The 24,918-nt window shown below is 63.7% G+C and carries 25 protein-coding genes; 11 read left to right on the forward strand and 14 right to left on the reverse strand.

Features of this window, described 5'->3' with window-relative positions; genetic code table 11:
- Positions 1-36 precede the first annotated feature (36 nt).
- The 4 genes from ACE3OV_RS07060 to ACE3OV_RS07075 all read right to left on the reverse strand — a co-directional run bounded on the left by ACE3OV_RS07060 (position 37) and on the right by ACE3OV_RS07075 (position 4,771).
- Positions 37-975, reverse strand: coding sequence for a hypothetical protein (locus ACE3OV_RS07060; RefSeq protein WP_374326285.1), 939 nt, complete (start codon positions 973-975; stop codon positions 37-39).
- An 83-nt stretch (positions 976-1,058) separates the two neighbouring features.
- A complete protein-coding gene (locus ACE3OV_RS07065; protein ID WP_374326286.1) occupies positions 1,059-2,519 on the reverse strand; it encodes a Do family serine endopeptidase in 1,461 nt (486 codons plus the stop codon).
- Positions 2,520-2,687: 168 nt separating this feature from the next.
- The gene (locus ACE3OV_RS07070; protein ID WP_374326287.1) at positions 2,688-4,208 is read right to left on the reverse strand and encodes a fumarate hydratase; all 1,521 of its coding nucleotides are present in this window, start codon (positions 4,206-4,208) and stop codon (positions 2,688-2,690) included.
- A gap of 14 nt (positions 4,209-4,222) precedes the next feature.
- Complete coding sequence (locus tag ACE3OV_RS07075; RefSeq protein ID WP_374326288.1) at positions 4,223-4,771, reverse strand: TIGR00645 family protein; 549 nt, start codon at positions 4,769-4,771, stop codon at positions 4,223-4,225.
- Positions 4,772-5,030: 259 nt separating this feature from the next.
- Here ACE3OV_RS07075 and acs point away from each other — a divergent pair, with 259 nt between their 5' ends.
- The 11 genes from acs to ACE3OV_RS07130 all read left to right on the forward strand — a co-directional run bounded on the left by acs (position 5,031) and on the right by ACE3OV_RS07130 (position 19,129).
- Entirely contained in the window at positions 5,031-6,995 is a 1,965-nt protein-coding gene (gene acs, locus ACE3OV_RS07080) for an acetate--CoA ligase (protein WP_374326289.1), read from the forward strand.
- A gap of 333 nt (positions 6,996-7,328) precedes the next feature.
- Positions 7,329-7,523 (forward strand): hypothetical protein, encoded by a 195-nt coding sequence (locus ACE3OV_RS07085; protein ID WP_374326290.1) that lies wholly within the window; start codon positions 7,329-7,331, stop codon positions 7,521-7,523.
- Positions 7,524-10,235: an ATP-binding protein gene (locus ACE3OV_RS07090; RefSeq protein WP_374326291.1), complete on the forward strand. Its 2,712-nt coding sequence runs from the start codon at positions 7,524-7,526 to the stop codon at positions 10,233-10,235.
- A gap of 17 nt (positions 10,236-10,252) precedes the next feature.
- Positions 10,253-10,624 carry a response regulator transcription factor gene (locus ACE3OV_RS07095; RefSeq protein WP_374326292.1) on the forward strand — a complete coding sequence of 124 codons (372 nt, stop codon included), beginning with the start codon at positions 10,253-10,255 and terminating at the stop codon, positions 10,622-10,624.
- Between the two features lie 70 nt (positions 10,625-10,694).
- Positions 10,695-12,848, forward strand: coding sequence for an exonuclease domain-containing protein (locus ACE3OV_RS07100; protein ID WP_374326293.1), 2,154 nt, complete (start codon positions 10,695-10,697; stop codon positions 12,846-12,848).
- Between the two features lies 1 nt (position 12,849).
- Complete coding sequence (locus ACE3OV_RS07105) at positions 12,850-13,893, forward strand: DUF294 nucleotidyltransferase-like domain-containing protein (RefSeq protein WP_374326294.1); 1,044 nt, start codon at positions 12,850-12,852, stop codon at positions 13,891-13,893.
- A gap of 62 nt (positions 13,894-13,955) precedes the next feature.
- The gene (locus ACE3OV_RS07110) at positions 13,956-15,899 is read left to right on the forward strand and encodes a DUF294 nucleotidyltransferase-like domain-containing protein (RefSeq protein ID WP_374326295.1); all 1,944 of its coding nucleotides are present in this window, start codon (positions 13,956-13,958) and stop codon (positions 15,897-15,899) included.
- 2 nt (positions 15,900-15,901) lie between these two features.
- On the forward strand, positions 15,902-16,564 hold the full coding sequence (locus tag ACE3OV_RS07115) for a hypothetical protein (protein ID WP_374326296.1): 663 nt from the start codon (positions 15,902-15,904) through the stop codon (positions 16,562-16,564).
- Between the two features lie 7 nt (positions 16,565-16,571).
- Positions 16,572-18,605, forward strand: a complete 2,034-nt coding sequence (locus tag ACE3OV_RS07120) for a sodium:solute symporter family protein (protein WP_374326297.1) — start codon at positions 16,572-16,574, stop codon at positions 18,603-18,605.
- Positions 18,602-18,853, forward strand: a complete 252-nt coding sequence (locus ACE3OV_RS07125; RefSeq protein WP_374326298.1) for a sodium/substrate symporter small subunit — start codon at positions 18,602-18,604, stop codon at positions 18,851-18,853. Before ACE3OV_RS07120 ends, ACE3OV_RS07125 begins: the two co-directional genes overlap by 4 nt.
- Positions 18,854-18,856: 3 nt before the next feature.
- Positions 18,857-19,129, forward strand: a complete 273-nt coding sequence (locus ACE3OV_RS07130; RefSeq protein WP_374326299.1) for a hypothetical protein — start codon at positions 18,857-18,859, stop codon at positions 19,127-19,129.
- Here ACE3OV_RS07130 and ACE3OV_RS07135 read toward each other — a convergent pair.
- The 10 genes from ACE3OV_RS07135 to ACE3OV_RS07180 all read right to left on the reverse strand — a co-directional run bounded on the left by ACE3OV_RS07135 (position 19,121) and on the right by ACE3OV_RS07180 (position 24,706).
- Positions 19,121-19,429: a CZB domain-containing protein gene (locus ACE3OV_RS07135; RefSeq protein ID WP_374326300.1), complete on the reverse strand. Its 309-nt coding sequence runs from the start codon at positions 19,427-19,429 to the stop codon at positions 19,121-19,123. The two genes, ACE3OV_RS07130 and ACE3OV_RS07135, sit on opposite strands and share 9 nt — an antisense overlap.
- Positions 19,430-19,536: 107 nt before the next feature.
- Positions 19,537-19,707 (reverse strand): hypothetical protein, encoded by a 171-nt coding sequence (locus ACE3OV_RS07140; protein ID WP_374326301.1) that lies wholly within the window; start codon positions 19,705-19,707, stop codon positions 19,537-19,539.
- 153 nt (positions 19,708-19,860) lie between these two features.
- Positions 19,861-20,253, reverse strand: a complete 393-nt coding sequence (locus ACE3OV_RS07145; protein ID WP_374326302.1) for a DUF6858 family protein — start codon at positions 20,251-20,253, stop codon at positions 19,861-19,863.
- 99 nt (positions 20,254-20,352) lie between these two features.
- The gene (locus ACE3OV_RS07150; RefSeq protein ID WP_374326303.1) at positions 20,353-20,748 is read right to left on the reverse strand and encodes a NifB/NifX family molybdenum-iron cluster-binding protein; all 396 of its coding nucleotides are present in this window, start codon (positions 20,746-20,748) and stop codon (positions 20,353-20,355) included.
- A gap of 8 nt (positions 20,749-20,756) precedes the next feature.
- Entirely contained in the window at positions 20,757-21,062 is a 306-nt protein-coding gene (locus tag ACE3OV_RS07155; RefSeq protein ID WP_374326304.1) for a cyd operon YbgE family protein, read from the reverse strand.
- A complete protein-coding gene (cydX, locus tag ACE3OV_RS07160; RefSeq protein ID WP_374326305.1) occupies positions 21,052-21,177 on the reverse strand; it encodes a cytochrome bd-I oxidase subunit CydX in 126 nt (41 codons plus the stop codon). The genes ACE3OV_RS07155 and cydX overlap by 11 nt, the downstream gene beginning before the upstream one ends.
- A gap of 11 nt (positions 21,178-21,188) precedes the next feature.
- Positions 21,189-21,812: a ubiquinol-cytochrome c reductase iron-sulfur subunit gene (gene petA / locus ACE3OV_RS07165; protein WP_374326306.1), complete on the reverse strand. Its 624-nt coding sequence runs from the start codon at positions 21,810-21,812 to the stop codon at positions 21,189-21,191.
- Positions 21,813-21,822: 10 nt separating this feature from the next.
- Complete coding sequence (gene cydB, locus ACE3OV_RS07170; RefSeq protein ID WP_374326307.1) at positions 21,823-22,965, reverse strand: cytochrome d ubiquinol oxidase subunit II; 1,143 nt, start codon at positions 22,963-22,965, stop codon at positions 21,823-21,825.
- Positions 22,966-22,974: 9 nt separating this feature from the next.
- Entirely contained in the window at positions 22,975-24,543 is a 1,569-nt protein-coding gene (locus ACE3OV_RS07175; RefSeq protein ID WP_374326308.1) for a cytochrome ubiquinol oxidase subunit I, read from the reverse strand.
- Complete coding sequence (locus ACE3OV_RS07180) at positions 24,533-24,706, reverse strand: hypothetical protein (protein WP_374326309.1); 174 nt, start codon at positions 24,704-24,706, stop codon at positions 24,533-24,535. The genes ACE3OV_RS07175 and ACE3OV_RS07180 overlap by 11 nt, the downstream gene beginning before the upstream one ends.
- Positions 24,707-24,918 lie beyond the last annotated feature (212 nt).

Genomic DNA, 24,918 nt, shown 5'->3' on the forward strand with positions numbered 1-24,918 from the left:
GTGCTTGCTACCAGAAAGCCGAAGAAAGTATAGCGGTCAGCGCTTGCCGTGACGATGGCTTTCAGGATGAGCAGTCTGCCAGGCGTGGTTGACGAAGCTGGCGAGATAGGGGGACAGGCTCTGGCCGCAACGGGGGTTGATTTCCAGCAGCATGGGGCGGCCATGCCACACTTTGTAATTGATGCAGCAGATGCCGGAAAAACCTGCTGCAGCAAGAATTGCGGTGAAGATGTCGTTGTAGCGGGAACGGCACAGATAGCGATGTTCTTCCTTGTCCCGGCCTTTTACCGAGAGCGTTTGCTTGAATACGAAACGCAGGGTGATGGCATCGACGATCCGCCCGTCGATGAAAAGGATGTGGCTGCTGAATTCCTCCGTGCCTGGTATGGCTTGTTGGGCAAAATAGTCAGCAGTCGGCAGGCGTGCCAGCAGGGTGCTTTCTTCCGCTGCGTCACGAACGATATGGGTGTTTTTCCCCCATTCGTCGATCTTCTTCTTGAAATAGTAGGGGTGGCTTTCCTGCTTGCCAGTCTTCGGCAGGTAGTCGCCGAAGCCGAGTTCGGTCAGGCGGCAGGCGAAGGCATGTTTGTCGTCGCAAAGATGGATGACTTCCGGGCTCGGTAGGGGAATCGGGGAATCAGCGAAGGATTCCCGCCGGGAGTTCAACGCCAGGAGATCGGGGATGGTCAGTGGAATGATCAGGTCATGTTCGCCTGGCCGGGCTTGCGAAAGATCGGCGAAGGCAAGCTGGTGAGGAGTGTGCTTGAACCCTTCGAGTATCCACTTTTCCCATTTGGGTTTCTTGTTCGAGATCAGGATGTTCAGCGCGCGGATTCCGTCACCTTGCAATCGCCGCGCTCGCGTCCTTGCATGCCAGGCATGCTCGAGTTCGTGAAATCCGGCAAGTAGTCGGACGTAAGCGCTGTGAAGCGATATTGGCATTTTGGATGAACCGGGTTCGTTGAACTGGGCCACCTCTTGCTGGCGAGCCTCATTGCCGATGATACGAAAAAGGGCCGACTTTTTGTCGGCCCCTCCTGCTATCCGTTGCTCCGTGTTTATCCCAGTTCGACCGGCACGAAAAGCCTCGCCTTGCCGCGTTCGATCAGCAGGGCGACCTTCTTGCCGGACTTGCCGATCAACTGGCGCAATTGCTCGGTGTCGTTCACCGCCTCGCCGTTGATCGACAGGATCACGTCGCCCGGCCGGATGCCGGCACGGGCGGCAGCGCCGCCCGCCTGTTCGACGAGGAGGCCGCCGGCGATACCGCTTTGCCGGCGTTCTTCCGGGGTCAGCGCACGGACGGCGACGCCGAGGCGTCCCTTGTCGGCCTTGGCCGGTTCGGCCGCGGCGACCTTGTCGTCCTGGAAGGCGCCGACCTTCACCGTGATGTCGCGCGCCGCCTTGTTGCGCCAGACCTGCAGGCGCACCGTTTCGCCCGGCCGTTTGGCGGCGATGATCGACGGCAGTTCGCCGGAGATTTCGACCGCCTGGCCATCGATGCCGAGGATCACGTCGCCGGCTTCGAGGCCGGCACGGCCGGCCGGGCCGTCCTTGTCGACCGAGGAAACGAGGGCGCCGGCGGGGCGGGCGAGGCCGAAGCTGTCGGCCAGCGCCTGGTCGACTTCCTGGATGGCAACGCCGAGGCGGCCACGCTCGACCTTGCCGTGGGCGACGATCTGCCGTTCGACGTTCATCGCCACCTCGATCGGGATGGCGAAGGAGAGCCCTTGATAGCCGCCGCTGCGCGAGTAGATCTGCGAGTTGATGCCGATCACTTCGCCGCGCATGTTGAACAGCGGGCCGCCGGAATTGCCGGGATTGACCGCGACGTCGGTCTGCAGGAAGGGAACGTAGCTGCCGTCGGGCAGGCTGCGCGACTTGGCGGAGATGATGCCGGCGCTGGCGCTCGACTCGAAACCGTAGGGCGAGCCGATGGCGAGCACCCATTCGCCGACCTGCGATGCCTTGGCGCTGCCGATGCGCACCGTCGGCAGGTTCTTGCCGTCGATCTTGAGCACAGCGACGTCGCTGGCCGGGTCCATGCCGAGGATCCTGGCCTTGAATTCGCGCTTGTCGTTGAGCTTGACGATCACTTCGTCGGCGTCGGCGACAACGTGGGCATTGGTCAGCACGGTACCATCGGGGCTGACGATGAAACCGGAGCCGAGGCCGCGCACCGGCGCGCTGTCCTGCGGCACCATGCCGCGGAAGTGGCGGAAGAACTGGAAGAAGGGATCGTCGGGATCGATCTGCGGCATGCCGGGAACGTTGGCGGCGGTCTTGCGGTTGCCGCTGACGCTGATGTTGACGACCGCCGGCCCGTTGCTGGCGACAATGCTGCGCATGTCGGGGTAGCCCGCCGGCACCGGCGCGGCGAGCGGGGCGACGACGGGGGTTGGCGGTGGTGCCACCGGTGTTGCGGCGGCAACGGGTGACTGGCCCAGGGCCCAGGCACCGCCGATGGCGGCGGAGACGGCAATGGCGGCAACGGTGAGCTTCAGGCGGTTGAGTGACATGCAGTCCTCCTCGGGGTGATGGATACGGCCCGTATATTTGCGCTCGCCGGCGGTTTTTCCATCACCCTTCGTGCGACGATTTGTTACGAAATTTTTCCGGATCGGCTTCCACCCAGAAAAAAGGCCGCCCGCGCAATGCGGGCGGCCTTTGCCGGAAACGGCGCCGGATCAGCTCTTGACCGGGATCTTGCCGATCTTGATCTGCCATTCCTTGGGGCCGCTCTCGTGCACGTTGTTGCCGCCCGAATCGACGGCCACCGTCACCGGCATGTCCTGGACGTCGAACTCGTAGATGGCTTCCATGCCGAGATCGGCGAAGCCGACCACCTTGGCCGACTTGATCGCCTTGGCGACCAGGTAGGCGGCACCGCCGACGGCCATCAGGTAGGCGCTCTTGTTGTCCTTGATCGCCTCGATGGCGACCGGGCCGCGCTCGGACTTGCCGACCATCGAGATCAGGCCGGTCTTTTCCAGCATCATGCGGGTGAACTTGTCCATCCGCGTGGCGGTGGTCGGGCCAGCCGGGCCGACGACTTCATCGCGCACCGGATCGACCGGGCCGACGTAGTAGATGATGCGGTTGGTGAAGTCCACCGGCAACTTCTCGCCCTTGGCTAGCATGTCGCTGATGCGCTTGTGCGCGGCGTCGCGGCCGGTGAGCATCTTGCCGTTCAGGAGCAGCTTCTGGCCGACCTTCCAGGAAGCGACTTCTTCCTTGGTCAGGGTGTCGAGATTGACGCGGGTCGCCGACTTCAGGTCAGGCGTCCATGTCACGGCCGGCCAGTCTTCCAGCTTCGGCACTTCCAGCTTGGCCGGGCCGGAGCCGTCGAGGTGGAAGTGGCAGTGACGGGTGGCGGCGCAGTTCGGCACCAGCGCGACCGGCAGGTTGGCGGCGTGGCAGGGATAGTCCAGAACTTTCACGTCGAGCACGGTGGTCAGGCCGCCCAGACCCTGGGCGCCGACGCCAAGGGCGTTGATCTTCTCGAACAGTTCAAGGCGCAGTTCCTCGGCACGGTTCTTCGGGCCGCGCGCCTTCAGTTCATGGATGTCCACCGGCGCCATGATCGATTCCTTGGCCAGCAGCATGGCCTTTTCCGGCGTGCCGCCGATGCCGATGCCAATGATCCCCGGCGGGCACCAGCCAGCGCCCATTTCCGGAATCTTGTGCAGGACCCAGTCGACCAGATCGTCAGACGGGTTGAGCATGGCGAACTTGGACTTGGCTTCCGAGCCGCCGCCCTTGGCCGCGCAGATGACCTCGACGTGATGGCCTTCGACGATCTCGAAGTGCACCACGGCCGGGGTGTTGTCCTTGGTGTTCTTGCGGGCGCCGGCCGGGTCGGCGAGCACCGAAGCGCGCAGCGGGTTGTCCGGGTTGGCGTAGGCGCGACGCACGCCTTCGTTGATCATTTCCTGGATGCTCATGGTGGCATCCGGCCAGGTGACCTGCATGCCGACCTTGATGAAGACCATGCCGATACCAGTGTCCTGGCAGATCGGGCGATGGCCTTCGGCGGCCATCCGGGAGTTGGTCAGGATCTGGGCGATGGCGTCCTTGGCAGCGGGGGCTTCCTCGCGCTCGTAGGCTTCGCCGAGCGCCTTGATGTAGTCGAGCGGGTGGTAGTAGCTGATGTACTGGAAGGCATCGGCAACGGACTGGATCAGGTCTTCCTGTTTGATGGCACTCATGCGCGGCTCCGGGTTTAGTGGTTGTTATGTTGAAGAATGAGGGTCTGGGTCATGATCTTGTCGACCAGGGCCATGGCGACGGCCGAGACGATGAACACCAGGTGGATCGCCACCTGCCAGTAGAGCGTGTGTTCGGGCAGGTTGCCGGCGTTGATGAAGCTTTTCAGCAGATGGATCGACGAGATGCCGATGATCGCCGTCGACAGCTTGATCTTCAGTACCCCGGCGTTGACGTGGCTGAGCCATTCCGGCTGGTCCGGATGGTCCTCGAGTTCGAGGCGCGAGACGAAGGTTTCGTAACCGCCGACGATGACCATGATCAGCAGGTTGGCGATCATGACGACGTCGATCAGGCCGAGGACGATCAGCATGATGTCGGCTTCGGTCATCTTGTGCGGGCCGAAGGCGCCGGAGACCAGATGGCTGAGCTCGACCATGAACAGCCAGACGTAAACCAGCTGGGCGACGATCAGGCCGACGTAGAGCGGGGCCTGGATCCAGCGACTGGCGAAGATGAAGGATTGCAGGAAGCGGGCCGGTGTGGCGGCAGTATTCAAGGACATCTTGGTTTTATGGTGAGGCTGGGTGTCGGGGGCGCAAAGTTTAGCATGCGGCGGCGGGCTTGCCCGAAACCGCCGAATGCTGCGCCGCAGCGTGATTTCGTAAGGCCTTTGTAAGATTATCGAAGTGTAATTAGGGCTTGACGCTGCGCCGGGGATCGAGGTGGCGACGGCGCGCAGGCCTTGCTGCAATCCGGGGTATCCCCCGAGGCCCGACCGGTTGTTTTCAACACAAATGCGATGTAACGCAGAGGAGAAGAATATGTCGAATGAGTCCGTGCAGCTTTACTATCCGTCTGACGAAATCGTCAAGAACGCGGCGGTTTCCGGGATGGACGCCTATCGGGCGCTGTGCGCGGAAGCGGAGGCCGACTACGAGGGGTTCTGGGCCAAGCGTGCCCGCGAATTGATCACCTGGAAGGAACCCTTCACCCAGGTGCTCGACGAGTCCAACGCGCCGTTTTACAAGTGGTTTGCCGACGGCAAGCTGAACGTCTCCTACAACTGCCTTGACCGTCAGGTCGAAGCCGGCAAGGGTGACAAGGTCGCGATCATCTTCGAAGCCGACAACGGCGACGTCACCAAGGTCACCTATCAGGAACTGCTGGTCAAGGTCTGCAAGATGGCCAACCTGCTCAAGGCCAAGGGCGTCCAGAAGGGCGACCGCGTCGTCATCTACCTGCCGATGACCGTTGAAGGCGTCGTCGCCATGCAGGCCTGCGCCCGCATCGGTGCCACCCACTCGATCGTTTTCGGCGGCTTCTCCGCCCAGGCCCTGCGCGATCGCATCAACGACGCCGGCGCCACCCTGCTGATCACCTCCGACGGCCAGTTCCGCGGCGGCAAGGCCCTGCCGCTCAAGGCCATCGCCGACGAAGCCATCGCCCTTGGCGGTTGCGACACCCTGAAGGGCGTCATCGTCTTCAAGCGCACCGGCATGGACGTCAACATGGTTGCCGGCCGTGACGAATGGCTGCACGAAGGTCTGGCCAGCCAGCCGGAAACCTGCGAGCCGGAATGGGTCGATGCCGAGCATCCGCTGTTCCTGCTCTACACCTCGGGTTCCACTGGCAAGCCGAAGGGCGTCCAGCACTCGACCGGCGGCTATTTGCTGCACGCCATCCTGACCATGAAGTACACCTTCGACATCAAGGATAGCGACACCTTCTGGTGTACCGCCGACATCGGCTGGGTCACCGGTCACACCTACATCACCTACGGCCCGCTCGCCTGCGGCGCCACCGAAGTCGTTTTCGAAGGCGTGCCGACCTATCCGGACGCCGGCCGTTTCTGGAAGATGATCCAGGACCACAAGGCGACCATCTTCTACACCGCGCCGACCGCCATCCGCTCGCTGATCAAGGCTGCCGATGCCAATCCGGCCGTGCATCCGAAGAGTTACGACCTGTCCAGCCTGCGCATCCTCGGTTCGGTCGGCGAGCCGATCAACCCGGCCGCCTGGACCTGGTACTACGAGAACGTCGGCGGTTCGCGCTGCCCGATCGTCGATACCTTCTGGCAGACCGAAACCGGTGGTCACATGATCACCCCGCTGCCGGGTGCAACGCCGCTGGTGCCGGGTTCCTGCACGCTGCCCTTCCCGGGCATCCAGTTCGCCGTGGTCGATGAGACCGGCGCCGAACTGCCGTGGGGCCAAGGCGGCATCCTCGTCTGCAAGAAGCCGTGGCCGTCGATGATCCGTACCATCTGGAACGACAACGAGCGCTTCGTCAAGTCCTACTTCCCGGCCGACTTCCAGGGCCAGCTGTACCTGGCGGGCGACGGTGCGATCCGTGACAAGGACACCGGCTACTTCACCATCACCGGCCGTATCGACGACGTGCTGAACGTTTCCGGTCACCGCATGGGCACGATGGAAATCGAATCGGCGCTGGTTGCCAATCCGCTGGTTGCCGAAGCTGCCGTCGTCGGCCGCCCGGACGACCTGACCGGGGAAGCGATCGTCGCCTTCGTCGTGCTCAAGGGCCAGCGTCCGACCGATGCCGAAGCGACCAAGAAGATGGTCAAGGAGCTTTCCGACTGGGTGGCCAAGGAAATCGGCCCGATCGCCAAGCCGAAGGACATCCGTTTCGGCGACAACCTGCCGAAGACCCGTTCCGGCAAGATCATGCGTCGTCTGCTGCGTGGCCTGGCCAAGGGCGAGGAACTGACGCAAGACATCTCGACCCTTGAAAACCCGGCGATTCTCGAGCAACTCAAAGGCTAAAGCGCTTGTTCCGGGTTTCGCCGCCAGGCAAAACCCGGCGATTCTCGAGCAACTCAAGGGCTAAAACGGTTGTACCGGGTTTCGCCGCCAGGCAAACCCCGGCGATCCTTGAGCAGTTGAAGGGCTAAGCAACATCGGCGACCGGCTTGACGGCCGGTCGCAGCAATCACGGAGCAGTGCGCTTGCCAGGCTGCTTCGACAAGACAAAAAGGGCAAGGAGGAGACAATGGTCGCCCATAAGGTGGCCGCCGATGCGGTCGCACCAGACTGCATGCCAAGAACGGCTGACACGCCTGGCGTGTCAGCCGTTTTTTCATTTTTTCCGGGGATGACATGAAGCGTAGCGGACCGATCCGGCAACGCCTGACGGCTGTCGCACTGGCGGCGCTGCCGCTGCTGACCTTCCCCATGCTCGGCCTGCCGCAGGGCGAGTGGTTCGGTTTTCCGGCCGGCCTCGTTTATCTGTTGGGTGTCTGGGGCGGGGCGATCGCATTGGCCGCCTGGGTTGCCGAAAGGCAGGGACGCTAGGTGCTGTCGGGCGGCTTCGTCGCACTGGTCACGGTGGCCTATTTCGGCCTCCTGTTCGGCGTCGCCCGCTGGGGCGACGCGCGCGCCGACGCCGGGCGCTCGATCATCAACGCCAATGTCTATGCGCTGTCGCTCGCCGTCTATTGCACCTCGTGGACCTTTTTCGGCAGCGTCGGTCGCGCCACCTCGGGCGGACTGTCCTTCCTGACCATCTATCTCGGGCCGACGCTGATGCTGCTCTGCGTTGGCGTCGTCATCAAGATGATCCGCATCGCCAAGGCGCAGCGCATCACCTCGATCGCCGATTTCATCGCCGCCCGCTATGGCAAGAGTCCGCTACTCGCCGGCCTGGTGACGGTGATCGCGGTGATCGGCATCGTTCCCTACATCGCGCTGCAACTGAAGGCGGTGGCGGCCAGCCTCGACATCCTGTTTCCCGATACCGGGACCGCCGCCGGCTTGCTCGGCATCGATTCGACCTTGCTGGTGGCGGCGGTGCTGGCGCTGTTCACCATCCTCTTCGGCACCCGCCACCTCGACGCCACCGAGCGCCACGAAGGCATGGTGGCGGCGATCGCCGTCGAATCGGTGGTCAAGCTGGTGGCGTTCTGCGCCGTCGGCCTCTTCGTCACCTATGGCATCCATGACGGTTTTGCCGACGTCTTTGCCCGGGCGACGGCGCAGCCAGCGCTGAGCGGCTTGTTCGCCCCGGATGCGGCGCGTGCCGGCAACTGGACGGCGCTGATCCTGCTCTCCGGCCTGGCCATCCTGCTGCTGCCGCGACAGTTCCAGATCATCGTCGTCGAGAACGTCGACGAGTCGCACCTCCGGCGCGCCGTCTGGCTGTTTCCGCTCTACCTGCTGCTGATCAACATCTTCGTCCTGCCGCTGGCCGCCAGCGGGCTCACCGATCCGCTGCTGGCCGGGCAGAATCCGGATACCTTCGTGCTTACGCTGCCGCTCGCCCACGGCGCCGAGGCGCTGGTCCTGCTCGCTTTCGTCGGCGGCCTGTCGGCGGCGACCGGGATGGTCATCGTCGAGACCATCGCGCTGTCGACGATGGTCTGCAACGACCTGGCGATGCCGGCGCTGCTGCGCTCGACCTGGCTGGCGCGGCGTCAGAAAGCCGATCTTTCCGGGACGCTGATCGCCATCCGGCGCGTTGCCATCGTCCTCATCCTGCTCCTTGGCTACGTCTACTTCCGCGCCGCCGGCGAAGCCTACGCGCTGGTCGGCATCGGCCTGATTTCCTTTGCCGCCGTCGCCCAGTTCGCGCCGGTGCTGTTCGGCGGCATGTACTGGAAGCAGGGGACGCGGACCGGGGCGCTGGCCGGCCTGCTCGCCGGCTTCGTCGTCTGGGCCTACACCCTGCTGCTGCCGTCGTTTGCCCGTTCCGGCTGGATCGGCAACGGCTTTGTCGAGCACGGCCTGTTTGGCATCGCATGGCTGCGCGCTCAGGCGCTGTTCGGCCTGAGCGGTTTCGACGAGATTTCGCATTGCCTGTGGTGGAGCCTGTTTGCCAACCTCGGTGCTTACGTCGCGGTTTCCCTGCTGTCTACGCCGGATGCGGTCGAGGCCGGGCAGGCCGAGCGTTTCGTCGATGTCTTCCGGCACGGCGAGCGGGCGCCGGACGCTCGCTTGTGGCGCGGTGACGCATCCTTGCCGGAGATCACCGGCCTGCTCGAACGCTTCCTCGGGCCGGCGCGGGCGCGCCAGCAACTGACCGCCCATGCACGGACGCGCGGCCTCGGCGACTGGCGCAGTCTGCCGCCGGACGCCGGCTTCGTGCATTTCGCGGAAACCGAACTGGCGGCGGCGATCGGTTCGGCCAGCGCGCGCGCGCTGATGGCCGGCGTCACCCGCGAGGAAAACCTGCGCCTCGAGGAAGTCCTCGACATCCTCGACGAGGCGAGCCAGGTGCGCGCCTACAGCCGCGAACTGGAAAGCAAGCAGCGGGCGCTGGAGGCGGCGACCAAGGAACTGCGCGCCGCCAACGAGCGCCTGCGCGAGGTGGACCGGATGAAGGACGATTTCATCTCGACGGTGACGCACGAACTGCGCACGCCGCTGACCTCGATCCGTGCGTTGTCGGAAATGCTCTACGACGATCCGCGCCTCGAACTCGAACAGCGGACGCGTTTCCTCGGCGTCATCGTCAGCGAGACCGAGCGCCTGACGCGGCTGATCAACCAGGTGCTCGACATGGCCAAGCTCGAATCCGGCCGCGCCGAATGGACGACCGGTGAGGTCGACGTCGGCCAGGTGGTGCGCGAGGCGCTGGCGGCGCTGGAGCCGCTGTTCCGCGAGAAGAAGGTGAATCTCACGCATGCCATCGCCGCAGATTTGCCGAGCGTGCTGGCCGACCGCGACCGGCTGATGCAGGTGGTCGTCAACCTGCTGTCGAACGCCGTCAAGTTCGTCCCCGGCGACAGCGGTCAGGTTCGTGTCAGCGTCGTCCGCGACGATGCCGTCTTGCGCGTTGCCGTTGCCGACAACGGGCCGGGACTGACCGCCGGGGAGTGCACGCAGGTGTTCGAGAAGTTCCGCCAGGGCGGCAACACGATGACCGACAAGCCCCAGGGGACCGGCCTCGGGCTGCCGATCAGCCGGCAAATCGTCGAGTATTTTGGTGGTAAGCTGTGGGTGGAAAGTGCGCCGGGTGCCGGTGCCACCTTCGTTTTCACGGTGCCCTTGCCGGCGCCGGATGCATAAGTAGGGAGACAAACCTAATGTCCAAGAAAATACTCATCGTCGACGATGAGCCCAACATCGTCATGTCGCTCGAATTCCTGATGAAGAAGGAGGGATTCGAAGTCGCCACGGCCAGCGATGGCGAACAGGCGCTGGCCCAGGTCGCTGCCTTCGCCCCCGATCTGCTGCTGCTCGATGTCATGATGCCGAAGAAGTCCGGGTTCGAGGTCTGCGAAACCCTGCGCGCCGATCCTGCCCAGGGCGGCTTGCTGATCGTCATGCTGACCGCCAAGGGGCGCGAGACGGAAGTCGCGAAGGGGTTGGCAATTGGTGCCGATGCCTACGTGACCAAGCCGTTCTCGACCAAGGATCTGGTCGCGCGGGTCCGCCAGATGCTCGGCCTGGCCTGAGTTTCCATCCGGCAGCCTGGCGCTGCCGCGTGTCCGATGCTTGCCGCCGTTACTTCCAGGGGTCGTTGAGATGAAGGCCAAAGCCCGTTTCCTGATTGCCATTGCCGTTCTCGGTTTGCTGATGACCGGGCCCTTTGTCGTGACCACTTTCCTGATCTGGGTGGAGATGCAGGAAACCGAACGCAAGCAGTTGCTCGACCTGCTGCTGTCGCGCTTGCCGATCGGTACCTTGATGACCCTGTTCGGCTTTGCGATCGGCGTTGGCGTCCTGCACAACCTGTTCAAGCAGTATGTCGAGGGCTTGCGCGGCATGGCCGAGCAGTTGCGCCTGATGCTCGGCGCCAACCGCAATTTCCGCGTCAAGCTGCAGGGACCACCGGAAGTGCAGAAGGTGGCACAGGCGGCCAATGACCTGGCGGCACAACGTGATGCGCTGATCGACGACGTCGAGACACGCATCGCCGAAGCCAATGCCTCGGTCGAGGCGGAGAAGAACCGGCTCGCCGCGCTGATGTCGGAGCTGGCGCAGGCGGTGGTCGTCTGCAACCTCGACGGCCGCATCCTCCTCTACAACAACCGTGCCCGCCTGCAGTTCAAGGCCTTGTCGCAGGGGCCGACGTCGGCCGCGGGCGGGGCGCTGATCGGGCTCGGGCGTTCGATTTTCTCGATCCTCGAGAAGAACCAGATCGAGCATTCGCTGGAAATCATCCGCCAGCGCCTGATCGGGGGGAAATCGGCGCTCGCCAATTTCGTCACGACGACGCGCGGCGGCCAGCTGCTGCGGGTGCAGATGGTGCCGGTGCTGTCGGTTGCCGGCGACGAGGGCGAGCCGGCGATGGGTGGCTTCGTGCTGACCGTGGACAACATCACCCGCACGCTGGAGGAGGAAGCGCGCCGTGACAACGCGCTGCATTCGCTGACCGAGGGCAGCCGGGCGGCGCTGGGCAGCATCCGGGCGGCGGTCGCCAACCTGATCGACTATCCGGACATGGACCAGGAATTGCGCGAGCGTTTCGTCAAGGTCGTCGATGACGAGGCGTCGCGGATGAGCAAGCGGCTCGACCAGACGATGAACGAGTTTGCCGATGCGATGAAGACGCGCTGGCCGCTCGAGGATGTGCTGGCGATGGACATCATCAGCGCCGCCCAGCGGCGCATCGAGGACAAGCTGAAGCTGCCGACGAAGACCGAGGAAGTCGACGATAGCCTGTGGATCAAGGCCGACAGCTTCTCGCTGGTGTTCGCGCTGGTCTTCATTGCCGAACGCCTGCAGGATCATTACCAGATCCGCGACCTGCGCTTCCGCACCGTCTGCGAGGGCAAGCTCGCCTATCTCGACCTGATCTGGATCGGCCAGGCGATTTCTTCGGAAACCTTCTATTCCTGGGAAATGGAGACCATGCAGGCGCTCGGCGAGACCTCGTCGCTGTCGCTGCGCGACGTCATCGACCGCCACGGCGGCGAGATCTGGTATCAGCGCGAGAAGGCGGCGCACCGCGCTTTCTTCCGTTTCGTCCTGCCGGTGGCGGTGCCGGTCACCGAAGTTGCCGACGAGCGCAGCACGGGGCGGCCGGAATACTACGACTTCGACCTCTTCAAGTTCGAGGACAAGTCGATCGACCTCGACCGCAAGCTGTCCGAACTGACCTATACCGTCTTCGACACCGAAACCACCGGGCTGGAGCCGTCGAACGGCGACGAGATCATCCAGATCGGTGGCGTACGCATCGTCAACAACCGCCTGCTGAAGCAGGAAATCTTCAACCAGATCGTCGATCCGGAGCGGCCGCTGAAACCGGAGTCGATCCCGATCCACGGCATCACCGAGGACATGGTGCGCGGTCAGCCGAACATCGACATCGTTCTGCCCGGCTTCCATGCCTTTTGCGAGGAAACCGTGCTGATCGCGCACAATGCGGCCTTCGACATGCGCTTCCTGCAGTTGAAGGAGGAGCGCACCGGCATCCGCTTCACCCAGCCGGTGCTCGATACCCTGCTGCTGTCGGCGGTGGTCAGCCCGAACCAGGAGTCGCACAAGCTCGATGCCTTGCTCGAGCGCCTCGGGATCAGCATCAATACCCGGCACAACGCGCTCGACGATGCGCTGGCGACCGGCGAGGTGTTCCTGAAGCTGCTGCCGCTGCTTGAGGAGCAGGGCATCGTCACCGTCCGTCAGGCGCTGGAAGCCTCGGAAAAGACCTATTTCTCGCGCATCAAGTACTGACATGGGTATCACCGATCCCGGCCCGGCGCTCACCGCCATCGAGGCGGAATTGGCGGGGCTCGCGCGGATCGAGCAGGCGCCGGCGATCGCCGCCCGCTTGCGCGAATTCCTGGCCGGGGTGCCGGCTTTCGGGTTTTCCGGTGAACTGGCGACACGGACCATTTCCCGGCTCAACGACAGCCTGACCCGGCGCGTTGTCGAACTGCTGGCCGCCCGCCACCGCTTGCCGCCAACCGCCTGGTGCTGGCTGGCGATGGGCTCCGAGGGGCGCGACGAACAGACCCTGGTCAGCGACCAGGACAACGGGCTGGTCTTCGTCGCCGACGGCGCCGCCGAAGCGCGCGCCCTGCGCGAACTCTTCCTGCCTTTCGCGCAGGCGGTCAATACCCAGCTTGCCGCTTGCGGCTTCACCCTCTGTCCCGGCCAGATCATGGCCGGCAACGCGCAGTGGTGCCTCTCCTACGACGAATGGAGCGAGCGCTTCTTCGATTGGGTGCGTTGCCCCGATCCGACGGCCTTGCTCAACGCGACGATTTTCTTCGACCTGCGCCCCCTGTACGGCGAGTTGTCGCTCGGCTGGCGCCTGCGGCGGCGCATCGCCGACCTGAGCAGCGACAACCCGGCCTTCCTGCACCTGATGGCGGCCAATGCGCTGGTCGTTCATCCGCCGCTGGGGATGCTCGGCGATGTCGTGGTCGACGACGAGGCGAACCTCGACCTCAAGAAGCTGGGCAGCCGCATCTTCGTCGACGTCGCGCGCATCCTGGCCTTGGCCGCCGGCAACACGGCGGTCAACAGCTTCGAGCGGCTGCGCGAGGCGGGGGTGGCCGGCAGCATGCAGCCGAAGGAAATCGCCGCCGCCGCCAAGGCCTTGTCCAGCCTGCTCGGCCTGCGTCTCGAACGGCAGGCGACGGCAAGCGCCGGGCCGGGCGACAGCGCGTTCCGGCCGGGCGAACTGAACGAGTTCGACCTCGCCGTGCTCAAGGAGTCCTTGCGCCAGGCCAGGCGTCTGCAGCAAAGACTCAAGTTAAACTACCTACTTTGAAAGTCCATCGGCAGGGGATTGTCGTGAGCCAAAAACAAGAAACAGTGGAGACGGGGGAAGTCATGGATGTTCAACAGCTCGAGGCGATGCTCCGGCAGGCCGGGCAGCAGCGGGCGGCGGCGACGACCCAGGCCTTCCTGGTCCGCCATGCGCCGTTCAACAAGATGGCGCCGGCCGCCTTGCAGCATTTCGCCGACAAGGCGCACGTCGCCTTCTATCCCGCGGGCAGCGTGATCGTCGGCCCCGATTCGGGCAACGTCCGTTTCTTCTACCTGATCGAATCGGGCAAGGTCCAGGCGCGCCAGGCCGGCGAGGTGACGGTGACCGAGTATTCCATCCTCAGCCTCGGCCCCGGCGAGAGTTTCCCGATCGGCGCGGTGACCGCCGGCCGGCCGTCGACCAACCTCTACACCGCGGTCGACGATACCTTCTGCTACCAGCTACCGGCCGAGGATTACCTGACGCTGATGGCGACCAGCCCGGAATTCAACCTTTTCTGCACCCAGTACATCGCCAGCCTGCTCGACCAGTCGCGACGCCAGTTGCAGGCGCAGTTCGCGCAGAAGGCGAGCGAGCAGCAGACGCTGAACTCGCCGCTGGCCGGCATCGGCGCCCGCAATCCGCGGGCGGTGCAGCCGGAAACGCCGCTGCGCCAGACGCTGCAGACGATGTCGGAAGCCGGCATCGGTTCGATGGTGGTGGTCGATCCGGCGGGCAAGCCGCTCGGCATCTTCACCCGCAGCGATCTGCTCGACCGCGTCGTCCTCGCCGGCCTGCCGCTGGAATCGCCGATCAGCGCGGCGATGTCGGCGTCGCCGCTGACCCTCGACGAGCACGCGACGGCCTACGACGCGATGCTGGCGATGGCGACGCACGGCATCCGCCACGTGCTCGTCACCGACCACGCCGGCTGCCTGTCCGGCGTCGTTTCCGAGCGCGACCTGTTCGCGCTGCAGCGCGTCGGCCTGCGCCAGATTCGCCAGGCCATCGAGGCGGCGCCGAATGTCGCGGCGCTCAAGGCGTCCGCCGCCGACGTCCGCCAGCTTTCGTTCAACATGCTGGCGCAGGGGATCGGCGCCGAGCAACTGACGCAGTTCATTTCAGCGCTCAACGATGCGCTGACCCGGCGCGTCATCCAGCTCAACCTGGAAAACCACGATTTCACGGGCATCGACTGGTGCTGGCTGGCCTTCGGTTCGGAAGGGCGCGACGAGCAGACCTTCAGCACCGACCAGGACAACGGGATCGTCTTCACGGTGCCCGAAGGCGAGGACAGGGACGCGCTGAAGCAGCGTTTCCTGGACTTCGCGCTGGCCACCAACCAGGACCTGGACCAGGTCGGTTTCCCGCTGTGCAAGGGCAACATCATGGCCAGCAACCCGCAGTGGTGCCTGACGCTGGACGAATGGAAGGCGCAGTTCAGCAAGTGGATCCGCACGCCGGAACCGGTGGCGCTGCTCAACGCGACGATCTTCTTCGATTTCCGGCCGCTCTACGGCAAGGTCGAACTGCCGGACGCGATGCGCCGCCATCTGCTGGACCAGGCGTCGGCGACGCCGATCTTCCTGCAGGCGATGGCGCGTAACGCGCTCGAGGTCGGGCCGCCGCTGGGCAAGATCCGCGATTTCGTCACCGATCTGGAGCCCGATCATCCGGGCAAGATCGACCTCAAGAAGTACGGCTCGCGCATCTTCGTCGATGTCGCGCGCATCTACGCGCTCGCCGCCGGCGTGCACGGGACCAACACGATCCAGCGCCTGCGCCTGTCGGCGCAGAAGATGAACATCCGCGGCGAGGAGATCAACGCCGTCCTCGACGGCCTCAACTTCATCCAGTTACTGCGCCTGCAGCATCAGTATCTGGAAGGCGAGCCGGGGCGCCAGGGCGACAATCTGATCGATCCGGAAAAGCTCAACGAGCTGGATCGCCGCATCCTCAAGGAATCCTTCCGCCAGGCACGCAAGATCCAGTCGCGCCTGAAACTCGACTACCAGGTAAATAACTGATCATGTTCGGGATCAAGAAACTCCTGTTTGGCGAGGGCGCCAGCGAGAATCTGCCGGCTGACGTACGGGATGCGGTCAACGCATGGCTGGTCAGCGAGGCTGAGGTACTCGAGTCGTCGCACTTCCTGACCCGCTATGTCGTCGTCGATGTCGCCACTACCGGCCTCGACCCGGAACGCGACCGCCTCATCGGGATTGCCGCGACCGTCCTGCACAAGGGCGTCATTGCGCCGGCGCAGAGTCTGTGCATCGACCTGGCAGCGGCTGATGAACCGGCAATGCTCGACCGCCAGCTCGCTGCCTTCCTGCATTTCGTGGGCAAGTCGCCGCTGGTGGCCTATCACGCGGCTTATGTCGCGAGCTTCCTGCAACCCTTGATCCGCAAGCGCCTGGGCGTGAATTTTCAGCCGCGCTGGGTCGATCTGGTCTGGCTCTTGCCGGCGATGTTTGGCGAACGGAGTGCCAAGCCGCTACCGCTCGACGACTGGCTCGTCGCTTTCGGGCTCGATGCCGGCGAGGGGCGGCGTACGCCGGTCGCCAACAGCATGTTGCTGGCGCGTCTGATGCAGATGCTGGTGGTGCGCGCCCATCGCAAGGGAATCGATACGGTCGAGGCGCTGATCGACGAGTCGAAAGCCAGCAGCCACTTGCGCCGAACCCACTGATCCCGGCATGTTCGCTTCCCTGACCCGGCTGCAGCGCTACTACCTCTACTACACCGGGATCTTCCTGGCTTTCGTCGGGCTGCTGGCGCTGCTCGAACGCGCCGGCATGCCGCCGCGCTGGGTCGGCTATGCCTTCCTCGTGTTCACCGTCTCGATGTACGCGTTGATCGGTGTTTTCAGCCGGACCACCGACGTTTCCGAGTATTACGTCGCCGGTCGCCGGGTGCCGGCCTTCTTCAACGGCATGGCAACCGGTGCCGACTGGATGAGCGCCGCTTCCTTCATGGGGCTGGCCGGCACCCTCTACCTGCAGGGTTTCCAGGGGCTGGCCTACGTCATCGGCTGGACAGGCGGCTTCGTCCTGGTCGCCTTGCTGCTGGCGCCTTACCTGCGCCGCTTCGGGCAATACACGATTCCTGATTTCCTGTGTGCCCGTTACGGTGGTAACGGAATTCGCCTGATCGCCGTGTTCGCCGCCATCCTCGCTTCCTTCGTCTATGTCGTGGCGCAGATCTACGGGGTTGGTGTCATCACCAGCCGCTTCGTCAGCCTGCAGTTCGAGGTTGGGGTCTTCGTCGGTCTCGCCGGTATCCTGGTCTGCTCCTTTCTCGGCGGCATGCGGGCGGTGACCTGGACGCAGGTGGCGCAGTATCTGATCCTGATCGTTGCCTACATCACGCCGGTGGCCATCCTGTCCTGGAATGTGACCGGCGTACCGGTGCCGCAGGCGGTGTACGGCAAGGTGCTGGCTGAAGTCACCGAACTCGAGAGAAAGCTCTTCGATTCCCCCGAAGAGGTGGCGGTACGCGCACTGTATGCCGAGCGGGCCGACCTCTACGCCCAGAAGATCATGCAGTTGCCCCATTCGTTGACTCAGGAGCGCGAGCGCCTGGCGATGGAAATCAACGCCCTGAAGGCGTCGGATGCGCAGATGCGCGACATCGTCGCCCTCGAACGGCAGCGCCGTGAGTTGCCAGCCGACCCAGTGCAGGCGAGGGGCAAATGGGAAAAGGACATGTTCCTCGCCCTTGAGCGCAGCAGGCCGCCGATTCCGCACGCCGAAGCCTTCCCGGGGGCTACGCCGGAGGAACGGAACGCGCAGCGGATCAACTTCCTGGCCTTGATTTTCTGCCTGACCGTCGGTACGGCGGCGCTGCCACATGTGCTGATGCGCTACTACACGACGCCGACCGTGGCGCAGGCAAGGCAATCGGTGTTCTGGTCACTGCTCTTCATCGCGGCCTTGTACGTGACGGCGCCAGCTTACGCCGTGTTTGCCAAGTTCGAAGTGCTGTCTCACCTGGCCGGCATCCCGATCGCCAAACTGCCCGGCTGGGTGGCGGCCTGGAGCAAGGTCGGCCTGGTGTCGATCGAGGACATCAACCTCGACGGCATCCTGCAATTTGCCGAACTGTCGCTCAATCCAGACGTGATCGTGCTGGCAACACCGGAGATCGCCGGCATGCCCTATGTGGTTTCCGGTCTGGTCGCCGCCGGCGGCCTGGCGGCGGCCTTGTCCACCGCCGATGGCCTGTTGCTGACGATAACCAGCGCCTTGTCGCACGATGTCTATTACCGGGTTTTCCGGCCGCAGTCGTCGACCCAGTTCCGGCTGGTGATTGCCAAGTCGCTGCTACTGCTCGTTGCCGTGCTGGCGGCGACGGTTGCCGCGCAGAAGCCGGGGACCATCCTGTCGATGGTCGCCTGGGCCTTTTCGATCGCCGGTGCGGCGCTTTTCCCGGCACTGGTGCTGGGTATCTTCTGGGTCCGGGCAACACGTGCCGGGGCCGTTGCCGGCATGGTCGTCGGTCTGCTGATGACGCTTTATTACATCCTGCGTCTCGAGTTCGGCGGTTATTCCTGGCTGGGTTTCGCCGACGGTACGCTCGATCCCTGGTTCCATCTGAAGTCGACATCGGCCGGAGTGTTCGGCATTGTCGCGGGTTTTGCCACCAACATCGTGGTCAGCCTGCTCACCCCGCAGTCGCCGCAGTCAGCAGATTTCCTGGCCAGGATACGCGAACCGGGGGAGGGGGCATGAAAGGGTCGGTTTCAACCTACTGGCGCAAGACACGACGACTGACCGCCTGGCTGCTGCTGCTGTGGGCGATCCTGACCTTCGTCGTCATCTGGTTCGCCCGAGAACTCAATGAATACCAGTTCTTTGGCTTCCCCTTCGGGTTTTACTTCGCAGCACAGGGAATACTGCTTTGCTATCTGGGGATCATTGTCTATTACAGCTTGCGCATGAGTGCGCTTGATGCGGCGCATGCGATCAAGGAAGAATAGCCAGTGCTGCTGTTCCTGATTGGCGCTGCGCGCGCCATCATCGAGATGCTCGGCTTCAGCCTGCTTGGTCTGGCGGCGATGACATTGCTGGCTGGTGAGCGCCGCCAGGAAAATCCGATCTACCGCTTGTTCGAACTGATTACCCGGGCGCCGCGCCGTCTTGCGGGATACCTGATCCCCGGGCGCGAAAGCCCCCGGTTGGCCGGTTGCTTGTGTTTCGGGCTGCTCTTCGCGGTCTGGATTCTTCTTGCCGCCTGGCGGCTGGCGCTAACGTAGCTGATCGAGTGCCGCTGCGAACTGGTGGGCGGCTTCGTTGAGTTCGGGCAACAGGAGGTCGGCAGAGTCGCCCAGCCCGCTCTGGCTCAGTTCGATGATTTCGTCGGCCAGCGCATGAAAGCGTCGATGCAGCCTGGCAATCTCCGGGGGCAGGCCGGTTTCCTGAGGGAGCAACAGACAGCAGGCGCGGTGGTCGGAAAGCGGCATGTCGACATAACTGCCTCCAGCAAAGGCATTGAGGAACTGACGCCGCCATTTGCCGTGCAGTCGTATGGTGTCGTCGATATCGATGGCCTTCATCTGCAATTCTCCCCCTGGTAATGGCGACTGCCGGATCGCTTCGGAGCGCCATTATGCCGCAGCTTGCCGTCAGCTTTGCAAGCTGCAGCGGGTTTACGGGGGGAGGATCAGCGCGTCGCCGTGCGGACATGAATCGCTCGCCGCCAGCAGGCCGGGGTTGCCAGCGCGCCGAGGTCTGGCCCGTTATGACGGAAGATGGCCTGGGCCATGGCTTGTCGCTGGCGTTCGCTTTCAGAGATGCCGGCGAGGATGTCGAACCATTTCTGGAGTTGCTTCATGAGGGCCTCCTGCACAATGACTGGATGGATGAACAGTTGTTGTAGATTATCAAACAACTGTTGTTATGTACAGTATTTGATCGTTGCAAGGGCGGCCGAAAAAAAAGCCCGGCACAAGGCCGGGCAAAGCGTGTTGCGGAGGTGGTACAGGGGTCAGCCGGCGTTGCGCAGTGCCAGGGTCCAGGCTTCCATGGCCTGGTTGGCCGGGGCCATCGGGGCTTCCATGAAGCTGATGACGAACTTGTCGCCAAGGTCGGCAATGCCGATCGAACGGGGGCGTACGGCCAGCACTTGCGGGTTGGGCAGCGCAAAGCCAAAGCAGAAGATGACATCAACGGCGGCCTGCAGGCCGCTCATGATCTCGCCGCCAATTTTTGAGGTGTGTGCGAGGTGGTCGAAGATGCCAATGAACTGGACTTTCGGGTTTTCGGCGATCTTGGCCTTGTAATAATCGACCAGAGCCGGCACCGACTGGAAGGTGGTTTCGTTCTTGGCGATTTCGGCGACGAAAACCGGGTATTTGTCGTTGAGCAGGGTTTGTTTCATTGTCTAGAACCTATACGGAAAGTTGTTGGGGAAATTTATTTGCCAATGGCATGCTCGGGGATTCTAGCAGAGCCCCCGGCGGGCGGCCAGCACCCGGCCTTAGCGATGATGGCCGTGCCCGTGCCCGTGGCCATGTTCGTGATCGTGATCGTGGTCGTGACAGCCTCCCTCGAGCGAATGGGTTTCCAGCTTGCCGCTGAGGAAGTCGGCGACGGCGCGATCCGGGTCAACTTCGTCGGTGAGCAGGGGCTGAATGCCGAAACCGATCAGTCGCTGATAGAGATTGCCGCCCATGCCACGGCTGATCAGGACGTCGATGCCGGTGAGTGCTTCGGGCAGGCCGTGGCTGGCATGAAAGCTCTGCTCGATCGGCAGTTCGACCAGCTGCCGTTCGGCAGGCTGCTCCTGCTCGATGTTGTAAATCCAGAATTTCCGGCATTTACCGGCGTGCTCGGTGATTGTCTTGCGATTCTGGCTGGTGATGGCGATACGCATGATGGACCTCATTGGGTAAGCAGGGGGTTGCCGGCGGCGTCGAGCCTGAGCAGTGCCAGGAGCAGGGCGATCAGGCTGGCTTGGGCAGAGATCAGCCAGCGCGGCAGCCAGTGACGGGGGACGAAGCCGAGACCGCGGGCGAAGCCCGCGGCCATGGCCCAGAACATCAGCCAGATGGCCGCGGTGTCAGCCTGGCCGGCAGCATTGGCAGTGATGCCGGGGTGCGTGGTCAGCGCTACCAGAACGAGCAGCGCCACGCACAGCGGCAACCAGGCCATGCCTGGCCAGGCGAGCTGGCGAGGGTCAGCCGGCATCGTGGCGGGCAGGGTTTTCCTGCGCGCGGTTTTCCTCGTAGTCACCCCACAGGGTGTTGAGGATGGCGAGCAGCACGGCAAAGCCGATGCCGAGTACCCAGGCGAAATACCACATGTTGATTCCTTTCAGGATGGATCGAATTCGTCGCTGCCGATGACCAGACGGCTGTCCGTCAGGTAGCGGTGCGGCGGAATTTCAAGATTGGTAGGGGCCGGCTTGTTCTTGAAGACACGGCCGGCGAAGTCGAAGGTCGAGCCGTGGCAGGGGCAGAGAAAGCCTCCCGGCCAGTCGGCGCCGAGCGCCGGGTCGCCCGGCGTGAAGGCCGCCGACGGCGAGCAGCCGAGATGGGTGCAGATGCCGATGGCGACCAGCATTTCCGGAACCCGCGAGCGGGTTGCGTTGGCGGCGTAGGCGGGTTGTTGCGTCGCGACCTCGGAGGCCGGGTCGGCCAGCATCGGTTCCGCCTTCTTCAGCGCGGCGAGCATTTCCGGCGTCCGGTTGAGGATCCATACCGGCTTGCCGCGCCATTCGACAACCATCATGTTGCCGGGGGCCAGCTTGCCGATATCGACCTCGACCGGGGCGCCGGCCGCCAGCGCCCGTTCCGACGGCATCAGGCTGGAAACGAAGGGGACGATGGCGGTCAGCGTCAGGACGCCGCCGGCACCGGCCGTCGCCATGATCCACTGGCGACGGGCCGGGCTAGCGCAAACGGAGAAGGATTCTCCCTGGCAGGTACAAGTGGTCATGGCGTTTTCCTCAGTAGGCAGCGTGATCGTTTTCGCGGATGTAGGCAGCCGTCACCTTGCCGGCCATCACCTTGTACGCCCAGCTGGTGTAGGCAATGATGATCGGCATGAAGATGAGCGTCGCACCGAGCATGATGAACAGCGTCAGCTGGCTGGAAACGCTGTCCCAGACGGTGAGGCCGGAACGCAGGTCGGTCGACGACGGCATCACGAAGGGGAACAGCGAGACACCGGCGGTACCGATGACGCCGACGATGGCCAGCGACGAGGCGACGAAGGCGGACAGCGTCGCGCCGTTGACCGCCAGCAGCATGGCGGCCAGCGTGCCGGCATAGGCCAGTGCGGGCAGTGCCATGGTCGCCGGGTACTTGTCGTAGTTGGCAAGCCAGGCACCGGCCTGACGGACCACTTCCTTGTCGAGCGGATTGGGCAGCGCGGCAGGATCGACGGTGGAGGCGATGGCGTAGCCGTCAATGCCCTGCCACAGCCAGACGCCGGCGGCCGAGAAGGTGACCAGGAGCAGGCCGCCGAAGGCAAGCATGGCGGTCTGCGTGCGGCGGTAGACGTCGCCTTCGGTGCGGTGCATCAGGTAGGTGGCGCCCTGGAAGGTGATCATCGCCGTCGACACGATGCCGCAGAGCAGCGCGAACGGATTGAGCAAGCCCCAGAAGCTGCCGGTGTAGATCGGCATCAGGTTGCTCTCGAAGTGGAAGGGGACACCCTGGAACAGGTTGCCGAAGGCGACGCCGAAGATCAGCGGCGGCACGGCGCCGCCGACGAACAGGCCCCAGTCCCAGGTCTTGCGCCAGGTCGGGTTGGCGATCTTGCTCCGGTAGTCGAAACCGACCGGGCGGAAGAACAAGGCCCAGAGTACGGCCAGCATCGCCCAGTAGAAGCCGGAGAAGGCGGTCGCGTAAACCAGCGGCCAGGCGGCGAAGATGGCGCCGCCGCCGGTGATGAACCAGACCTGGTTGCCGTCCCAGTGCGGGCCGACGGTGTTGATGACGACGCGGCGCTCGACATCGTCCTTGGCGACGAAGGGGAGCAGGGTGCCGACGCCCATGTCGTGGCCGTCCATGATGGCGAAGCCGATCAGCAGGACGCCGACCAGCAGCCACCAGATGAGTTTCAGGGTTGGATAGTCGAAGATCATGGTTGTTCCTCAGGCGTGTGCAGGTTCGTGAGCGATTTCATTGGCGTAGCGGCCGGTGCCGAGACTGCCCGGGCCTTGCTTGGCGAAGCGCACCATCAGGTACATCTCGACGATCAGCAGCACGGTGTAGAAACCGACGAAACCGGCGAGCGAGCCATAGATGCTGGCCACCGAGAGATTGGAAACCGACAGGTGGGTCGGCAGCACGCCGTAGATGGTCCAAGGCTGACGACCGTATTCGGCAACGAACCAGCCCATTTCACAGGCCAGCCACGGGACCGGCAGCATCCACAGGGCCCAGCGCAGCAGCCAGGGTTTTTCGGCGAAGCTGCCCTTGACCGAGTACCACAGGGCAATGCCGAACAGCGCCAGCATCAGGAAGCCGAAGGCGACCATGATGCGGAAGGTCCAGAACATCGGGGCAACCGACGGGATGGTGTCGGAGACGGCCCTGTCGATCATTTCCGGCGTTGCCTGACGCACGTCGGTGACGTACTTCTTGAGCAGCAGACCGAAGCCGAGATCCTTGACGTGCTGGTCGAGCAGGGCGCGCGATTCGCTGTCGGCCGGATTCTTGCGCAGGGTTTCCAGCGCAGTGACGGCGATCTGGCCGGAAAGGATGCGCTGGCGGTTGGTTTCGCGGATTTCCTTGATGCCGGGAATCTGCTTGTCGAGCGAGCGCGTGCCGATGATGCCCATGACCCAGGGAATCTCGATCGCGAAGTCGTTCTTCATTTCCTTTTCGTTGGGAATGGCGACCAGATTGAAGCCGGCCGGTGCCGGTTCGGTTTCCCACATCGCTTCCATCGCCGCGAGTTTGGTTTGTTGCGCTTCGCCGATGCTGTAGCCGGCTTCGTCGCCGAGCACGATGACCGAGCAGACGGAAGCAAAACCGAAGGCGGCGGCAACGCGGAAGCTCTTCTTGGCGAATTCGACGTCGCGGCCGCGCAGCAGGTAGAAGGACGAGATGGCGAGGACGAAGATGGCACCGGTGGTGTAACCGGCCGACACGGTGTGGACGAACTTGGCCTGGGCATCCGGGTTGAACAGGACGGCCCAGAAATCGACCATTTCCATGCGCATCGTCACGTAGCTGAACTCGGCGCCGACCGGGTTCTGCATCCAGCCGTTGGCGATCAGGATCCACAAGGCGGAGAGGTTGGTGCCGATCGCCATGAAGATGGTGACCATCAGATGCTGGCGGCGCGACAGGCGGTCCCAGCCGAAGAAGAACAGGCCGATCAGCGTCGATTCGAGGAAGAAGGCCATCAGGCCTTCGATCGCCAGGGGCGCACCGAAGACGTCGCCGACATAGTGCGAGTAGTAGGCCCAGTTGGTGCCGAACTGGAACTCCATCGTGATCCCGGTGGTGACACCGAGCGCGAAGTTGATCCCGAACAACTTGCCCCAGAAACGGGTCATGTCCTTGTAGATGGTCTTGCCGGTCATCACGTAGCTGGCTTCCATGATGACGAGGATCCAGGTCATGCCGAGGGTCAGGGGCACGAACAGGAAGTGGTACAGGGCGGTGATCGCGAACTGTAGCCTGGACAGGTCGACGAGCTGCTCACTGAGCATCGGTTTCTCCTTGTGATGCGGTGGTGAAATGGCGGGCCGGTGGCGACTGGTCGGCGCTCGGTCCTGCCTTGCGGATAAAAAACCACTGCGCGCTGCGGCGGTCGAAGCGGGCGATTGCGTTGGCAAGGGGATTGCCTCGGGCAGATCGTTGGTTCGGGTCCATGACAGTTACCAGTGGTTGTGTAACAGTCTTTACTTATCAAGAGGCGTGCCAGTTATCCATATCGTCAACTCCCACGCCAAGTCATTGATAGATATGGCCTGCGACAATTTGCCGCAGGGGGTTTCTGGCAGTCGAATCTGTCAGTTGGCAGGAGATTGGCAGACAGTTTTGGCGGTTGATGGCAGAATGTCTGGCAGTATGTTTGAGGGAAG

This window comes from Azonexus sp., assembly GCF_041909095.1.
Lineage (GTDB): Bacteria > Pseudomonadota > Gammaproteobacteria > Burkholderiales > Rhodocyclaceae > Azonexus.

Coding starts and splice junctions, on each gene's coding strand:
- ACE3OV_RS07135 (WP_374326300.1), bottom strand. CDS start 19,429: ATGAAGGCCATCGATATCGACGACACCATACGACTGCACGGCAAATGG.
- cydB (WP_374326307.1), bottom strand. CDS start 22,965: ATGATCTTCGACTATCCAACCCTGAAACTCATCTGGTGGCTGCTGGTC.
- ACE3OV_RS07125 (WP_374326298.1), top strand. CDS start 18,602: ATGAAAGGGTCGGTTTCAACCTACTGGCGCAAGACACGACGACTGACC.
- petA (WP_374326306.1), bottom strand. CDS start 21,812: ATGACCACTTGTACCTGCCAGGGAGAATCCTTCTCCGTTTGCGCTAGC.
- acs (WP_374326289.1), top strand. CDS start 5,031: ATGTCGAATGAGTCCGTGCAGCTTTACTATCCGTCTGACGAAATCGTC.
- ACE3OV_RS07115 (WP_374326296.1), top strand. CDS start 15,902: ATGTTCGGGATCAAGAAACTCCTGTTTGGCGAGGGCGCCAGCGAGAAT.
- cydX (WP_374326305.1), bottom strand. CDS start 21,177: ATGTGGTATTTCGCCTGGGTACTCGGCATCGGCTTTGCCGTGCTGCTC.
- ACE3OV_RS07110 (WP_374326295.1), top strand. CDS start 13,956: ATGGATGTTCAACAGCTCGAGGCGATGCTCCGGCAGGCCGGGCAGCAG.
- ACE3OV_RS07075 (WP_374326288.1), bottom strand. CDS start 4,771: ATGTCCTTGAATACTGCCGCCACACCGGCCCGCTTCCTGCAATCCTTC.
- ACE3OV_RS07150 (WP_374326303.1), bottom strand. CDS start 20,748: ATGCGTATCGCCATCACCAGCCAGAATCGCAAGACAATCACCGAGCAC.
- ACE3OV_RS07120 (WP_374326297.1), top strand. CDS start 16,572: ATGTTCGCTTCCCTGACCCGGCTGCAGCGCTACTACCTCTACTACACC.
- ACE3OV_RS07145 (WP_374326302.1), bottom strand. CDS start 20,253: ATGAAACAAACCCTGCTCAACGACAAATACCCGGTTTTCGTCGCCGAA.
- ACE3OV_RS07085 (WP_374326290.1), top strand. CDS start 7,329: ATGAAGCGTAGCGGACCGATCCGGCAACGCCTGACGGCTGTCGCACTG.
- ACE3OV_RS07070 (WP_374326287.1), bottom strand. CDS start 4,208: ATGAGTGCCATCAAACAGGAAGACCTGATCCAGTCCGTTGCCGATGCC.
- ACE3OV_RS07095 (WP_374326292.1), top strand. CDS start 10,253: ATGTCCAAGAAAATACTCATCGTCGACGATGAGCCCAACATCGTCATG.
- ACE3OV_RS07140 (WP_374326301.1), bottom strand. CDS start 19,707: ATGAAGCAACTCCAGAAATGGTTCGACATCCTCGCCGGCATCTCTGAA.
- ACE3OV_RS07100 (WP_374326293.1), top strand. CDS start 10,695: ATGAAGGCCAAAGCCCGTTTCCTGATTGCCATTGCCGTTCTCGGTTTG.
- ACE3OV_RS07180 (WP_374326309.1), bottom strand. CDS start 24,706: ATGGACCCGAACCAACGATCTGCCCGAGGCAATCCCCTTGCCAACGCA.
- ACE3OV_RS07155 (WP_374326304.1), bottom strand. CDS start 21,062: ATGCCGGCTGACCCTCGCCAGCTCGCCTGGCCAGGCATGGCCTGGTTG.
- ACE3OV_RS07105 (WP_374326294.1), top strand. CDS start 12,850: ATGGGTATCACCGATCCCGGCCCGGCGCTCACCGCCATCGAGGCGGAA.
- ACE3OV_RS07065 (WP_374326286.1), bottom strand. CDS start 2,519: ATGTCACTCAACCGCCTGAAGCTCACCGTTGCCGCCATTGCCGTCTCC.
- ACE3OV_RS07175 (WP_374326308.1), bottom strand. CDS start 24,543: ATGCTCAGTGAGCAGCTCGTCGACCTGTCCAGGCTACAGTTCGCGATC.